At 72.5% G+C, this 14,275-nt stretch carries 14 protein-coding genes; 3 read left to right on the forward strand and 11 right to left on the reverse strand.

What is annotated here, in order from left to right; genetic code table 11:
• The first annotated feature begins 58 nt into the window (after positions 1–58).
• Together OG349_RS25685 and OG349_RS25690 are read left to right on the forward strand one after the other, a co-directional pair.
• A complete protein-coding gene (locus OG349_RS25685; protein WP_327236832.1) occupies positions 59–808 on the forward strand; it encodes a class I SAM-dependent methyltransferase in 750 nt (249 codons plus the stop codon).
• On the forward strand, positions 805–1,902 hold the full coding sequence (locus tag OG349_RS25690; protein ID WP_327236833.1) for a prenyltransferase/squalene oxidase repeat-containing protein: 1,098 nt from the start codon (positions 805–807) through the stop codon (positions 1,900–1,902). Before OG349_RS25685 ends, OG349_RS25690 begins: the two co-directional genes overlap by 4 nt.
• A gap of 70 nt (positions 1,903–1,972) precedes the next feature.
• Here the strand turns inward: OG349_RS25690 and OG349_RS25695 are convergent, their stop codons facing one another.
• The 5 genes from OG349_RS25695 to OG349_RS25715 all read right to left on the reverse strand — a co-directional run bounded on the left by OG349_RS25695 (position 1,973) and on the right by OG349_RS25715 (position 6,984).
• Positions 1,973–2,266: a hypothetical protein gene (locus tag OG349_RS25695; protein WP_327236834.1), complete on the reverse strand. Its 294-nt coding sequence runs from the start codon at positions 2,264–2,266 to the stop codon at positions 1,973–1,975.
• Between the two features lie 125 nt (positions 2,267–2,391).
• Positions 2,392–3,294 carry a hypothetical protein gene (locus OG349_RS25700; protein WP_327236835.1) on the reverse strand — a complete coding sequence of 301 codons (903 nt, stop codon included), beginning with the start codon at positions 3,292–3,294 and terminating at the stop codon, positions 2,392–2,394.
• Positions 3,295–3,490: 196 nt separating this feature from the next.
• Positions 3,491–4,411 (reverse strand): N-acetylmuramoyl-L-alanine amidase, encoded by a 921-nt coding sequence (locus OG349_RS25705; RefSeq protein WP_327236836.1) that lies wholly within the window; start codon positions 4,409–4,411, stop codon positions 3,491–3,493.
• A 22-nt stretch (positions 4,412–4,433) separates the two neighbouring features.
• Positions 4,434–5,093, reverse strand: a complete 660-nt coding sequence (locus OG349_RS25710; protein WP_327236837.1) for a class I SAM-dependent methyltransferase — start codon at positions 5,091–5,093, stop codon at positions 4,434–4,436.
• Between the two features lie 118 nt (positions 5,094–5,211).
• The gene (locus OG349_RS25715; protein ID WP_327236838.1) at positions 5,212–6,984 is read right to left on the reverse strand and encodes an MFS transporter; all 1,773 of its coding nucleotides are present in this window, start codon (positions 6,982–6,984) and stop codon (positions 5,212–5,214) included.
• 252 nt (positions 6,985–7,236) lie between these two features.
• Between OG349_RS25715 and OG349_RS25720 the strand changes: the two genes are divergently transcribed.
• Positions 7,237–8,676, forward strand: a complete 1,440-nt coding sequence (locus OG349_RS25720; RefSeq protein WP_442806312.1) for an MFS transporter — start codon at positions 7,237–7,239, stop codon at positions 8,674–8,676.
• A 19-nt stretch (positions 8,677–8,695) separates the two neighbouring features.
• Here OG349_RS25720 and OG349_RS25725 read toward each other — a convergent pair whose 3' ends face one another.
• The 6 genes from OG349_RS25725 to OG349_RS25750 form a co-directional block, all read right to left on the reverse strand.
• The gene (locus OG349_RS25725) at positions 8,696–9,328 is read right to left on the reverse strand and encodes a response regulator (protein WP_442806419.1); all 633 of its coding nucleotides are present in this window, start codon (positions 9,326–9,328) and stop codon (positions 8,696–8,698) included.
• Between the two features lie 40 nt (positions 9,329–9,368).
• Positions 9,369–10,643 (reverse strand): sensor histidine kinase, encoded by a 1,275-nt coding sequence (locus OG349_RS25730; protein WP_327236841.1) that lies wholly within the window; start codon positions 10,641–10,643, stop codon positions 9,369–9,371.
• Positions 10,640–11,368 (reverse strand): ABC transporter permease, encoded by a 729-nt coding sequence (locus tag OG349_RS25735; RefSeq protein WP_327236842.1) that lies wholly within the window; start codon positions 11,366–11,368, stop codon positions 10,640–10,642. The genes OG349_RS25730 and OG349_RS25735 overlap by 4 nt, the downstream gene beginning before the upstream one ends.
• Positions 11,368–12,339 (reverse strand): ABC transporter ATP-binding protein, encoded by a 972-nt coding sequence (locus tag OG349_RS25740; protein WP_327236843.1) that lies wholly within the window; start codon positions 12,337–12,339, stop codon positions 11,368–11,370. The genes OG349_RS25735 and OG349_RS25740 overlap by 1 nt, the downstream gene beginning before the upstream one ends.
• Before the next feature lie 163 nt (positions 12,340–12,502).
• Entirely contained in the window at positions 12,503–12,682 is a 180-nt protein-coding gene (locus OG349_RS25745; RefSeq protein WP_327236844.1) for a hypothetical protein, read from the reverse strand.
• Positions 12,683–12,902: 220 nt separating this feature from the next.
• Positions 12,903–14,129, reverse strand: a complete 1,227-nt coding sequence (locus OG349_RS25750; protein ID WP_327236845.1) for a hypothetical protein — start codon at positions 14,127–14,129, stop codon at positions 12,903–12,905.
• Positions 14,130–14,275: the final 146 nt, after the last annotated feature.

Genomic DNA, 14,275 nt, shown 5'->3' on the forward strand with positions numbered 1-14,275 from the left:
TGCCACGCCCGGACTCCCCTCGTCATCATCATCGCCCCGACCGCGAAAGCAGGACCCTGTGCTGACCGTGGACTTCACCCGTTTCCCGCTCGCCCCGGGCGACCGCGTGCTCGACCTGGGGTGCGGCGCGGGCCGTCACGCCTTCGAGTGCTACCGGCGCGGCGCCCAGGTCGTGGCGCTCGACCGGAACGGCGAGGAGATCCGCGAAGTCGCCAAGTGGTTCGCCGCGATGAAGCAGGAGGGCGAGGCACCGGAGGGCGCCACCGCCACCGCCATGGAGGGCGACGCGCTCAACCTGCCTTTTCCCGACGCGTCGTTCGACGTGGTCATCATCTCCGAGGTGATGGAACACATACCCGACGACAAGGGTGTGCTCGCGGAGATGGTCCGGGTCCTGCGCCCCGGCGGCCGGATCGCCGTGACCGTGCCGAGGTACGGCCCCGAGAAGGTGTGCTGGGCCCTGTCGGACGCGTACCACGAGGTCGAGGGCGGGCACATCCGCATCTACAAGGCCGACGAACTCCTCGGCAAGATGCGGGAGTCGGGGCTCAAGCCGTACGGTACCCACCACGCGCACGCGCTCCACGCGCCGTACTGGTGGCTCAAGTGCGCCTTCGGCGTGGACAACGACAAGGCGCTGCCCGTCCGCGCGTACCATCAGCTGCTCGTCTGGGACATCATGAAGAAGCCTTTCGCCACCCGGTTCACCGAGCGGCTCCTCAACCCGGTGGTCGGCAAGAGCTTCGTGGCCTACGCGACCAAGCCGCACCTGCCGGTGTCCGGCCTGTCCACGACGGACGCCGCGTGACCCTCCCCGGAGCCGGACCCGGCCGTACGGAACACCTCGTCCTGCCGGGAGTCCTCACCGACGAGGAGGCCGCCGAGACCGTCGCCGGAATCCTCGCCGCCCAGCGGCCCGACGGGGCGATCCCGTGGTTCCGCGGCCACCACCTCGACCCCTGGGACCACGTCGAGGCGGCCATGGCCCTGGACGCGGCGGGGGAACCCGAGGCGGCCGCCCGGGCCTACACGTGGCTGGCGGCGCGGCAGAACGAGGACGGGTCCTGGTACGCGGCCTACGCCGACACCGACGGGACCGGACGGACGTGGGGCCACGACGACCTGAGCCGGGAGACCAACTTCTGCGCCTACGCGGCCGTCGGCATCTGGCACCACTACCTGGCCACCGGCGACGACGGGTTCCTCGACGGCATGTGGCCGGTCGTACACGCCGCTGTCGAGTTCGTCCTGGCGCTCCAGCAGCCGGGCGGCGAGATCGGCTGGAAGCGCGAGGCGGACGGCACTCCCGTCAAGGATGCTCTGCTGACCGGCAGTTCGTCCATCTACCAGGCGCTGCGCTGCGCACTCGCGATCGCAGAGGAACGTGAGGAGCCGCAGCCGGACTGGGAGTTGGCGGCCGGCGCGCTCGGGCACGCGATCCGCGACCACCCGGAACGTTTCCTCGACAAGAGCCGCTATTCGATGGACTGGTACTACCCGGTCCTCGGCGGCGCGATGACGGGGACCCAGGCCAAGGCCCGGATCGAGGAGGGCTGGGACCGCTTCGTCGTCCCGGACCTGGGGGTGCGCTGTGTCCTGCCCAACCCGTGGGTGACCGGCGGCGAGAGCTGTGAACTCGCCCTGGCGCTCTGGGTGGTGGGGGAGTCCGACCGGGCGCTGGAGATCCTCCAGTCCGTCCAGCACCTGCGTGCCGAGGACGGAATGTACTGGACGGGGTACGTCTTCGAGGGCAACCGCGCCGTCTGGCCCGAGGAACGGACCACCTGGACGGCGGGGGCGCTGCTGCTCGCGGCGGCCGCGCTCGGTGGGGACGAGGCGACCACCGCGGTGTTCAGCGGCGAACGGCTGCCGTCCGGACTGGAACCGGACTGCTGCGGTTGAACCGGCGCGTGCGAAGGGCCACTTGCGGGACACGTCCTGGAGGCCGGTGGGCGCCGGCCGGGGTGCCGGGTCAGTGGCGGCGCAGCCGGCTGGCCAGCGCGTGGCCGATGAACAGGTAGACGATGGCGGCAAGACCGTAGCCACACACGACGCGGGCCCATGCCTCGTCGAAGGTGAACAGGTCGTAGGACCAGCCGGCCAGCCAGCGTGCCGCGTCCTGGATGAAGTCGACCAGTTCGTTGGCACGGTTGGCGTCCAGCAGGTACATCAGGATCCAGAGGCCCAGGATGAAGGCCATGATGTCCGCGATGACGACGATGATCGTCGCCGCGGAGCCGCTTCCACTGCGCGTCGTTGAGGACATGTCGAACGTGTTGCCGATTGTTCGGGCGTGAAACCCGCTGGGCCGCCCGGATCCCCCGTACACACGTGTGGCCCCCCGCCCTGACCGGGCGGGGGGCCACACACGTACAAAAAGGGCTTGGAAGGTCAGCCGCGCTGGATGCCGCTGGTGTCCTGGAGGACACCCCGGCGGCCGTCCTGCGTCTGCGCCACCAGGCCTCCACCGCGCTGTTCCACCGCGAGGTACCAGGTGCCGGGCGCCAGTTCGGCGATCGGGCTGGGCGAGCCGTCCTCCCCGTACAGCGGCCGGGCCACCGGGACCGCGAACCAGAACGGCGCGAAGTCACCCGCGCCGGGACCGGCCGCGCCGCCCTGCGACGGGGACTGCTGGCCCTGCGGCCGCCCCGCCGGGGACTGGCCCTGGGCCTGCCCGCCGAAGGGCTGGCCCGCCCCGGACTGGCCGGACTGCGCGCCGTACGGCTGGGACTGACCCGGCTGCGCGCCGTACGGCTGCTGGCCGCCCGGGTAGCCGTACCCCTGGCCGGGAGCGCCGGGACCGCCGGGCTGTCCGGCGTACGGCTGCGGGGCCGGCGGCCTCGGGGCGCCGAGGAGCGGGGCCTTGAGCGGCGGGACGAGCGGGGTCGCCACCGCGGCGCCCGCCAGGATCAGCGCCGCGATGAAACCGAGGATGAGCCCGGCCCCCGCGTCGACGCTGAACCCGTCGGGAAGAATCGCGGAACCCGCCGGGTCGAAGAGCGCGCCGAGCGCGGTCCACGCCGCGAACACCGTGAACGCGACGCCGAACGGGGCCAGTTCGATCCCCGCGACCTTGAGCGGCCGGGGCAGCGCGCGGGACACGACGATCAGTGCCGCGCCGATGAGGCCCGCCAGGTAGATCCCCAGGATCAGGACGCCGTTGTCCCAGGCGGTCGGCGCGTTGTCGCACCCACTGCCGTCGCAGCCGATCGTGTTGAGGAACGAGGCGATGAACAGCAACACCGCTGCTCCGATCACCACGCCGTCGCCTCGTGTGAGGGAGCGGAAGTTCACGTGAAAGTCCTTCGTCAGTCGTCTCGTCGGGGCGGTCTCGTGGGCCGCCGTCAGGCGGTGCGCGGTGCGAAGCTCGGGGGCGGCTCCCCATCGTACGGATGAATCTATCGCCTGCCCGAGCGGGGCGTCTGCCCGGTGCCCGGACGCCCGGGGCCCGTTGGCAGGACCGCCCGAGACGCCACTTCGCGGACACGCCCTAGCGCGCCAGATAGCCGCTGATGCCCTCGGCGAGCCCGCGCGCCGCCTTCTGCCGCCAGTCCGCGCTGGTGAGGAGCGCCGCGTCCTTCGGGTCGCGCATGTTGCCGCACTCGACGAAGACCTTCGGCACGGTCGAGAGGTTGAGTCCGCCGAGATCCTTGCGGACGTCCAACCCCGTTCCGTCACCGATGTAGTTGGAGGGGGCACTGCCCGTCACGGCCGCGAACCGGCCGGCGATGTGCTCGCCGAGATCGCGCGAGGGGCCGACGATGGGGGTGGTGTCCGCGCCGCCGCCCTTCACCACGGCGGGCAGGATCACGTGGAAGCCGCGGTTGCCCACCGCCGAGCCGTCCGCGTGGACGGAGACGACGGCGTCGGCCTTCGCCTTGTTGCCGATCCGGGCGCGCTCGTCCACACACGGGCCGAACGGGCGGTCGTCGTCCTGGGTGAGGGTCACCGTCGCGCCCTCCTTCTTCAGGAGGTCGCGCAGCCGGTGCGACACGTCGAGCGTGAACTGGGCTTCCGCGTAACCGGCGTTGGTGGCGGTGCCGGTGGTGTCGCACTCCTTGCTGGTCGGTCCGATCTGCACCTGCTTGTTGATCTCGCCGGTGTGCAGGTGGTTACGGGTGTTGTGCCCCGGGTCGATGACCACGACCTTGCCCGCGAGGGGGCCGGGGGCAGGGGCGGCGGGATCGGTGTCGCCGGGGACGCCGTCGTCGAGCAGGGTGCCGGAGCGACCGGTCGGCGAGGCACCGGGGGTGACCGCCGCGGCGGTGCCACCGTGGCTGTCGGCTCCTCCCACACCCTGCCAGACGAGCACTCCCACCACGGCGGCCGGCACCAGCGCGGCGACCGTGAGGGTGAGAGGGGTCCGGCCGAAGCGGCGGCGGGGGGCGGGCTGGCTCTCGTCGTACGACACGCCGTGATCGTAGACCGCGGCGTCAGAGTCCCGCCGCCGTACGCCGCAGGACACGCAGCGAGTCCGTCACCGAGACCTCGGTGAAGGCGCCGGAGGACAGGGCGCGGCGGTGGACACGGTACGGAGCCTGGCCGCCGTCCGCCGGGTCGGGGAACACGTCGTGGATCACCAGCAGGCCGCCCTCGGCGAGGTGCGGGGCCCAGCCCTCGTAGTCGCCGTTCGCGTGCGCGTCGGTGTGACCGCCGTCGATGAAGACCAGCCCGAGCGGCCGGCCCCACACCGCCGCCACCTGCGGGGAACGGCCCACGACCGCGATCACGTGGTCCTCCAGGCCGGCGCGGTGGAGCGTACGGCGGAAGGTGGGCAGGGTGTCCATCAGGCCGAGGCCGGGGTCGACCACCGCCGGGTCGTGGTACTCCCACCCCGGCTGCTGCTCCTCGCTGCCGCGGTGGTGGTCGACGGTGACGGCCACCGTGTCGGCCGCGCGCGCCGCGGCGGCCAGCAGGATCGTCGAACGCCCGCAGTACGTACCGACCTCCAGGAGCGGCAGACCGAGCGCTCCCGCGTCGACCGCCGCCGCGTGGAGGGCGAGCCCTTCGTGGACGGGCATGAACCCCTTGGCGGACTCGAAGGCCGCGAGGACCTCCGGCTCCGGGGCGATCGCCTGGGTCCCGGCGGGCATGGGCTCTCCTCATGGTGGTGCGGCTGGTGCGGGTACGGACGGGGGGTGCGGGTGTTCATGGTGCCGTACGGTCCCGGACTCTCCGCCCGCACCCCGGCCCCCGTACCGCATCGCCCTCTTAGGACGGCACCCGCTCCTGCGCCCCCTCCGCCAGCACCAGGTCGACCTCCACCGGCACCCCGCCCCCGGGGTACACGGCCGGGCACGCGAACGGCGCGTATCCCGTGGCCGTCCCCGCCAGGACGAAGTGGCCCTCGGCGGGCGGCAGCAGCGTGTAGCCGCCGTCCTCGTCCGCGACGGTCAGCCCGGCCTGCCGCCCGCCCCGGTCGATCAGGGTGACGTTCGCCCGCGCGACGGGAGCGCCGTACGCGTCCAGTACCCGCCCCCGGAATCCGCCGGACCCGGCGACCAGCGTGGCGGACCCGAGCAGTTCCCCGCCGCCCGCCGCGTCCTTGGCCGCCCGGCGCCCCGCCGCCTGGGACGGCAGGAACGACGCCAGCACCAGCCCGCCGACCACCGCACCCGTCGCGATGACGAACGAGATACGGAAGCCGTGCAGGGTCGGCACAGCGACCCCGCCCACCTGGACGGACGTGTGCGCGAGGACCATCCCGATGACGGCGCTCGACATGGACGTGCCGACGGACCGCATCAGGGTGTTGAGCCCGTTGGCCGCGCCCGTCTCCGACGGGTCGACCGCGCCGATGATCAGCGCGGGCAGCGAGGAGTAGGCCAGTCCGATCCCGGCGCCCACGACGACGGAGATGACGACCGTCTGCCAGACGGCGCTCATCAGGCCGAGCCCCGCGCCGTACCCGACACCGATGACCAGCATGCCGAGCATCAGGGACACCTTGGGCCCGTACTGGGCGGAGATCCGGGCGTAGAGGGGAGCGGTCAGCATCATCGTCAGGCCGAGCGGCGCCACGCACAGGCCCGCGACCACCATGGACTGGCCGAGGCCGTATCCGTTGGAGGTGGGGAGCTGGAGCAGTTGCGGCAGGACGAGCGTGATGGCGTAGAACGCCACCCCGACCATGATCGAGGTGAGGTTGGTGAGCAGCACCTCACGGCGGGCCGTGGTGCGCAGGTCGACCAGCGGGGCGGCGATCCGCAGTTCCATCACGCCCCAGAGCAGCAGGATGACGGCGGCCAGGGCGAAGAGTCCGAGCGTCGTGCCGGAACCCCAGCCCCAGTCGCTGCCCTTGGTGATCGGAAGCAGCAGGGCGACCAGCCCGGCGGAGAGGCCGATCGCGCCGAGCCAGTCGAACGTGCCCTTGGCCCGTACCGAGGACTCCGGTACGAGGAAGAAGGCGAGCCCCATCGAGAGCACGCCGAGCCCGGCCGAGCCGAAGAACAGGGTGTGCCAGTCGGTGTTCTGGGCCACCACCGCGGCGGCGGGCAGGGCGAGTCCGCCGCCCACGCCGATGGAGGAGCTCATCAGGGCCATGGCCGAGCCGAGCTTCTCGCGCGGCAGCTCGTCGCGCATGATGCCGATGCCGAGCGGGATGGCGCCCATGGCGAAGCCCTGGAGGGCCCGCCCGGCGATCATCACGATGAGGTCGTCGGTGAAGCCGCAGACCAGGGAGCCGACGACCATGACGGCGAGGCTCGCGAGGAGCATGCGCCGCTTGCCGAAGAGATCGCCGAGGCGGCCCATGATCGGGGTGGAGATGGCACCGGCGAGAAGGGTGGCGGTCAGGACCCAGGTGGCGTTGGCCGGTGCCGTGTGCAGCAGGGTGGGCAGGTCCTTGATGACCGGGACGAGGAGTGTCTGCATCACCGCGACGGTGATACCCGCGAAGGCGAGGACGGGGACGATGGCGCCGGCTCTGCGCTCCCGGGTGACCGGGGGAGTCCCGGCGAACTGATCGTGCGTCGTCTGCGGCATTCGGGCGGCCTCCGGCAGGGAAGAGTGCGGGCATGGGTGTGCCGGCGAAGTGGATGCAGTGTGAACCTTCTCTCGGCGCCCCGTTATTCCGGACCGGCATCCGGTAATTTCCCGGTGGGTGATTTGGGGAGTGAATGCCCCTGAATGTCACCCTCCTCGGGCCGGTGGTCCTGACGCGATGTCACCGTCCCCGCGCGGTGGGGAGGTCGTACATCGAAATCCCGATGTACGGACCGCCGGACGCCTGGGACCATGACCGCCATGCCCCGACCCTCCACGGAAACCGACAGCGCCCCCCTGTCCGCCCGCACCCCCGCGTCCCCCCGCACCTGGCCGGTGGTCCTCGCCGCCTGCGCCGGCCAGTTCCTCGTCGTCCTCGACGTGTCCGTGGTCAATGTGGCGCTGCCCTCGATGCGCGCCGACCTGGGGCTGTCCGCCGCGGGCCTGCAATGGGTCCTCAACGCGTACGCGATCGCCTTCGCCGGATTCATGCTGCTCGGCGGCCGGGCGGCGGACCTCTTCGGCCGCAAGCTGATGTTCCTGACGGGCCTCACGGTCTTCACCCTGGCCTCCCTCGCGGGCGGGCTCGCCCAGGAGGGCTGGCAACTGCTCGCCGCCCGCGCCGTGCAGGGGCTCGGCGCGGCGGTCCTGGCGCCCGCGACGCTCACGATCCTGACCGCCGCCGTGCCGTCGGGTGTCGCCAGGACCCGGGCCATAGGTACGTGGTCGGCCGTCGGGGCGGGCGGCGGGGCGGCCGGCGGACTGGTCGGCGGGGTCCTCACCGATCTGTTGTCCTGGCGCTGGGTGCTGCTGATCAACGTGCCGATCGGCGCGCTGGTCCTGGTCGGCGCCGTGGTGTGGCTGGCCGAGAGCCGTACGGAACAGCGGCGGCGGCTCGACCTGCCCGGCGCGGTCCTGGTGACGGCCGGCCTCGCCCTGGTCGCGTACGGCATCGTGCAGACCGAGGAGGAGGGGTGGGGCGCGGCGCCGACCCTGCTGCCGCTCGCCGCCGGGGCCCTGCTGCTCGGGCTGTTCGTGGGGGTGGAGGCGCGGACGAAGGCGCCGCTGATGCCGCTCGGGCTGTTCCGGGTCCGGGCCGTGTCGGCGGCCAACGCGGCGATGTTCGTCTGCGGCGCGGCCTCGTTCAGTACGTGGTTCTTCATGACGGTGTACATCCAAAACGTCCTGGGCTACACGCCCCTGGACGCCGGACTGGCCCTGATACCCAGCTCGCTGAGCATCGTCCTCGGCTCCAAGCTGGCGCCCCGGCTGATGGCCCGGATCGACGCGCGCGACCTGGCGGTGCTGGGGGCGCTGATCGCCGCGGCCGGGTTCGGCTGGCAGTCGACGATGACGGCCGACGGGACGTACCTCACCGTCGTCCTCGGCCCCGGCATCCTGATGATGGTGGGCATGGGCCTGGCCGCGACCCCGCTGGCGGCGCTGGCCACGGCGGGCGCCGCGCCGGGGGAGGCGGGCCTGGTCTCCGGCCTGATCAATACCTCGCGCACGATGGGGGGCGCGCTGGGTCTCGCCGTCCTGTCGACGGTGGCGGCGGCGCGGACGGCGGGCGGCACCACGCCGGAGGCGTTGACGGCGGGGTACGCGCTGGCGTTTCGGACGGGTACGGGGGTGCTGCTCGCGGGGGTCGTGCTGATGCTGGTGTGGCTGCCGAGGCGCACGGAGACGTGACGGGCGCCCGTCCGCTCTCTCAGAGCCAGCCCTGGCGGCGGGCCGCCCGTACCGCCTCCATGCGGTTGCGGGTGCTCGTCTTGCCGATGGCCGACGAGAGGTAGTTCCGTACGGTCGACTCGGACAGGTGCAGCTTCGCCGCGATGTCGGCGACCGTCGCGCCGTCGGCCGACGCGTTCAGCGCGTCCCGCTCGCGCGCCGTGAGCGGGCTCGGCCCCGCGCTCAGGGCGGCGGCGGCCAGCGCCGGATCGATGACGGTCTCGCCCGCGAGCACCCGGCGGACCGCACCCGCCAACTCCTCCACCGGACCGTCCTTGACCAGGAAACCCGCCGCCCCCGCCTCCATGGCCCGGCGCAGATACCCGGGCCGGCCGAAGGTGGTCAGGATGAGTACGCGACAGCCGGGCACCCGGTCCCGCAGCTCGGCGGCGGCGTCCAGCCCGCTGAGGCCGGGCAGTTCGATGTCGAGCAGGGCCACGTCGGGGCGGGACGTGAGCGCGGCCTCCAGGATGGCGTCCCCGGTGGCCACCTGGGCGACGACCTCCATGTCCTCCTCCATCCCGAGCAGCAGCGCGAGGGCGCCGCGCATCATCCCCTGGTCCTCGGCGAGGAGCAGCCGTACCTTCGGGGCCGGGCCGTGGTCCTGCGGCAAGTCCGTCACGGCCAACAGGGTAGGGCGAAGGCGGCGTCGGTCAGCAGTCCCGGGAGCGGGCGGTGGCTCTCGCCGAGGTGTCCACCGGGAGTACGGCCGTCACGCGGAAGCCGCGCGCCGGGGCGTCACGGGCGCCCGCCGGGCCGGCCTCCAGCGAGCCGCCCGCCGCCGCGAGGCGTTCGGTCAGGCCGCGGATGCCCGTACCGCCGCGGGACACCGGGCCGCCGACCGGGCCGCCGACCGGCCCGTCCTCCGGCCCGTCCTCCGGCCGATCCGAAACGACGGCGAGGTCGGGGAGGGGGCCCACTCCGTCGTCCGTGATCTCCAGCCGGACCTGTTCCGCCGAGCCGTCGAGCGTGATCACGCAGTGGGTCGCGGAGCTGTGGCGTACGGCGTTGGTCACCGCTTCCCGTACCACCCACCCCAGCAGCACCTCGGTCTGCGGCTCCAGCGGCGGCCCCGACATCCGTACGAGCGGCTCGATCCCCGCCGCCGTCAGGGCGGAGCGCGCCCGGTCCAGGTCGGCGGAGAGGCTGCCCTCGCGATAACCGCTGACGGCTTCGCGGATCTCCGTCAGGGCCTGCCTGCCCACCGACTCGATGTCGGCGACCTGCGTCAGCGCCGATTCCAGGTCACGCCGCGCGAGCCGGCGGGCGGCCTCCGCCTTCACCACGATCACGGAGAGCGTGTGGCCCAGCAGGTCGTGCAGGTCACGGGAGAACCGCAGCCGCTCCTGCTCCACCGCCGAGCGGGCCAACTCCTGCCGGGTGGCGCGCAGTTCCCCCACCGTCTCGGCGAGGGTGAGGATCGCGGCGGTCACCATCATCGAGATGAACGTGCCGTACGCGATGGTGATCGCGTCCCAGCCCTCGTAGTACGCCGAGACGACCGCCGCCGCCGCGGTCAGCGGGAAACCCACGAAGCCGAGGAGCCGGCCCCGCAGCACACTCCCGCAGGCCAGTCCGAAGAGCGGGAAGAACATCAGCCAGTTGTCGCCGTACCCGGCGGCGAGGCCGAAGGTCGGCACCGCCATCGCGCCGAGCAGCCACCAAGTGGTGGGGGTGTTCCGCCGGGACGGGACGAAGGACCGGAATACCACCGAGATGTAGAGGGAGTTGAAGACCAGCAGCCCGGCGCCGGCGATCCAGGCGTTGGAGGTCTTTCCCTGGACGAGGTTGGAGAAGGAGCCGAGGCCGAGCAGCAGCCAGGGCAGCAGGGTGTACCCGCTGGGAGGGCCGGGCCTGCCCTGCTTGTCGTGCTTCTCCTCGCATGGTTCGGCGGAGGTCCGGTCTCGTTTCCTGTGCGTCGGCCTCATGCTGTCCTCGCTGACCTGCGGTACGAGAGCACAGCGTATGAACCGAACACGGCCAGCCACCCGAGCAGCACCATGATCGTGACAGCGCCCGGGGCGTGGCCCGCCGCCGTGGACCAGCCCAGGTCGGCGAAGCGGTTGGCCGGGGTGTACGCGGCGACCGACCGCAGCCAGTCCGGGAACGCGTCGATCGGGAACCAGAGCCCGCCGATCACGGCCAGCAGCATCAGCGAGCCCATGCTCACCGCCCCCGTGGTCTGGGCGGTCAGGCGGTAGCCGTTGCCGATGCCGAGCAGGGTGAAGGGCAGCGCGCCCGCCCACAGCAGCACGACCAGCGCGGCCCACTGCCACAGGTCCAGGCGTACGCCGTTGACCAGACCGCCCGCCGCGAGCACGGCCAGCAGTGTGGGCAGGACGGTCACCGACGCGCTCAGCGCCCGGCCGGTCACCACACCGCGCGGCGACATCGGTGTGACACGCAACTGCCGCAGCCAGCCTTGGGACTTGTCCTCGGCGATCCCCGTGCCGGTCGACACCGCCGCGCCGAGCGCGCCGTACGCCGCCATGCCGACCATCGAGGAGATCTTCCACTCCATGGCGGCCGCGTCGTTGTCCACACCGATGTTGGTGAACAGCAGATACATCAGGACGGGGCCGCCCGCGCCGAAGATCAGGAAGCCGGGGTCGCGCAGGGTCCTGCGCACTTCGAGCGCGATGTAGGCGCGCATCACACCTTCTCCTTCGTGGGGTTGGTGTCGGTGAGGGGGCTGTCGGTCAGGGCGACAAAGGCGTCTTCGAGCGTGGCCGGGGTCACTTCGAGCCGGCGGATCTGCCCCCGGGCGGCGAGGGCGACCACCGTCGCGTCCGAGTTGTCGGTACGGAGCTGGGCCCGGCCCCCGCGTACCTCGACGGACACCACGCCGGGCAACCGCCCCAGCTCGTGGGCGCCTTGAGAACTTCCTTCCGTCAGGTCGAACGACACCAAGTGGCCGCCGGCCGCGCTCCTGATCCGCTCGCCGGTCCCGTCGGCGACCACCCTGCCGTGGTCGATCACGATGATCCGGTCCGCGTTCCGGTCGGCCTCCTCCAGGTAGTGCGTGGAGAAGAGAACGGTGTTGCCCCGGTCGGCGTACGCCCGCATGGAGTCCCAGAAGGCCCGCCTGGCCTCCACGTCGAGGGCGGCGGTCGGCTCGTCCAGGACGATCAACTCGGGTCCTCCGGCGAGCGCGACGGCGAACCGGACCCGCTGTGCCTGGCCGCCTGACAGCTTGTCGACGCGCCGCCCCGCGAGGCCGGTGAGCCCGGCGAGGGCGAGCACCTCGTCCACCGGGAGGGGACGGGGGAAGGTGCTCGCGACGAACGACACCAACTCCCGTACGGTCACCCGGCGGATGGGCCGGCCGTCCTGGAGCATCGCCCCGACCCGCCCGGCGGCGACGGCCCGCGCGGGCGTCTCCCCGAAGAGCCGTATCGTCCCCGCGTCCGGCTCGTCCAGGCCGAGGAGCAGCGCGATGGCGGTGGACTTGCCCGCGCCGTTGCGGCCGAGCAGCGCGACGGTCTCGCCGCGCGGAATCGTGAGATCGGCCGCGTCGACGGCCCGTACCGTACCGAAGCTCTTCACCACGCCGGTGAAACTCACGGCGATGGAGGGCGAGTCGGGGAGAGTCCCCGGAGCCGCTCGTTCTGCTGTCCGCGTCATGGTGACGACGCTACGGAGCACGGGTACGGCCCCGGCAGAGGCGCATGTACGGACTCGGGCAGTACATATGTCACTTGGCGGGTCCGGCCCACACCGACTGAACACACGCAGGGGCCGCCGCTCACCGCTGTCGGTGTGCGACGGCCCCTCCCAGGACGCCCGTTCAGGCCGCCCTGCTGTTCTCCTCCGGGCGGCGGTGCCGTCCGTACGCCGGAGACGCCGAGTCCTCCGTCGGAGCCGCGCCCCCTCGGTGTTTTCCGATGCCGCCGTCGTCGCCCCGGCGGTCGGCCGCTCCGTGCGGGACCGGCCGCCCCTGGGTCGTGTCGGTTCGGGCTTCAGACATGTGGGAAGTCACCCCGTCGTGATCGCTGCTGGTCAGGTCGTTCCGCTGGGTACGCGCAGGGGCCGGCCGCCCCCGCACCGCCCCCGGCGGAGTCGTGGTCCCTGTCCACACCGCGTGGTCACATTCCCCACCACGCGCGCACACCACGGTCACCGACAGCGTTCGGTCGGTACGGCTGCGTAGCCCCGGCAAAAGTCTAGGCCCGCCCCCAGGACCGGACTCAGCCAGGTGCCCCGCGGCCGGTGAGCGGTGCCTGTTGCAACGGCACCGGCCTGCACATCACAGGAGTGCCGGAGGCGCCGGATGGTTCCCCGTCGGAGCCTTCCGTTTGTGCCGGTTCTGTGATCGACCCCGACCGAGGCCCCGACCCGGGCGACCGGGGGGCATCCATCGGCGCCGTCAGTCGTGCCACCCCGCACGGCACCGCCGCCGTCGCGTACGGCAGTCGGAGCCCGCCCTCCGGGGTCCACAGCCCGGCCCCCGCCAACCACCCCTCGGGGGCGGCCCGTTGATGCAGCTGACGGCCCGCCGGGCGCCACACGCCCAGCCAACTGCCCGCCGCCCCGTCGATCCGCAGTGCCACCGCGCAGTTCTCGGGCATCAGCACCTGCCCCGGCTGTACGGCGAACGGGGTCACCGCGCAGTCCGCCAGCCGCAGGCAGTCGGGGAAGCGCACCGGCCGCTCGCTGCCCCACACGCCCCAGCCCAGCCGGTCGTGGCCCGCCGCGTCCGACCGGATCAGCAGCAGGCCGCTGTCGGGGTCCGCCAGTACCAGCCGGTCGTTGCTCTCCTCCGTGATCCGGAGCAACTCCGTGACCTCGCCGCCCCGGTCGAGGTCGACGGCCACGGCCTTCACCATGCCGTCCCGCTCACGGTCGAGGGCGAGGAACCGTCCCGTACGGTCCAGCCAGACGCCCCCGGAGCAGTGGCCGGCCACCTCCGCGACCCGCTCGGGACCGGACGCGCCGCCCGCCACCTGCCAGACCGTGGTCGTACGGGCCCCCGCCCGCAGGGCGTGGACACGGCGGCCGTCCGGCGACGGCGGCAGGACCGTCAGCTCCCCGGCGTCCGGGCCCTCGCCGTATTCAAGGGAGCCCAGGGGCAGTTGACCCGTTCCGGGGCCCGTCGGGTACAGCAGCGAGAAGTCGTGCCGGTCCGCCACCCGCCGCCGTACCAGCACCCGTCCGTCGGTCAGCGGGACCACGTCCGTGTCCGGCTCCTCCGGCTGGCCGAGGGGGAGCGGCACGGCGTAGGGCTCGTGCCCGTCCAGCGTCCAGCGTTCCGCGAACCACGCGTCGGCCCCGCCCTTCCCGAGCGCCAGCCGGGCGGCGTAGGTGCCGTCCGCCGTGATCGCGAACGGGTTGCGCCGTACCGCTCCGTCCTCCGTCGCCTTCTCGATGGCACAGACCGTCATCGGTTGGTCACCTCCGGCGACGAAGCTAGCCATCGCACTTCCTGCCGAACAACGCGAGAACGGTCTCTTCATACATAAGGGTGGCGATGGGGGGATTCGCCTGAGATCGAGGGGGTGGTTGTGCTGTCGGCGGTCGTCGTGGATAAGGTAAGGCTCGCCTAAGCGAATCGTTTTTCTCT

Origin of the sequence: Streptomyces sp. NBC_01317, from assembly GCF_035961655.1 — a bacterium.
In the GTDB taxonomy this organism is placed as follows: Bacteria; Actinomycetota; Actinomycetes; order Streptomycetales; family Streptomycetaceae; genus Streptomyces.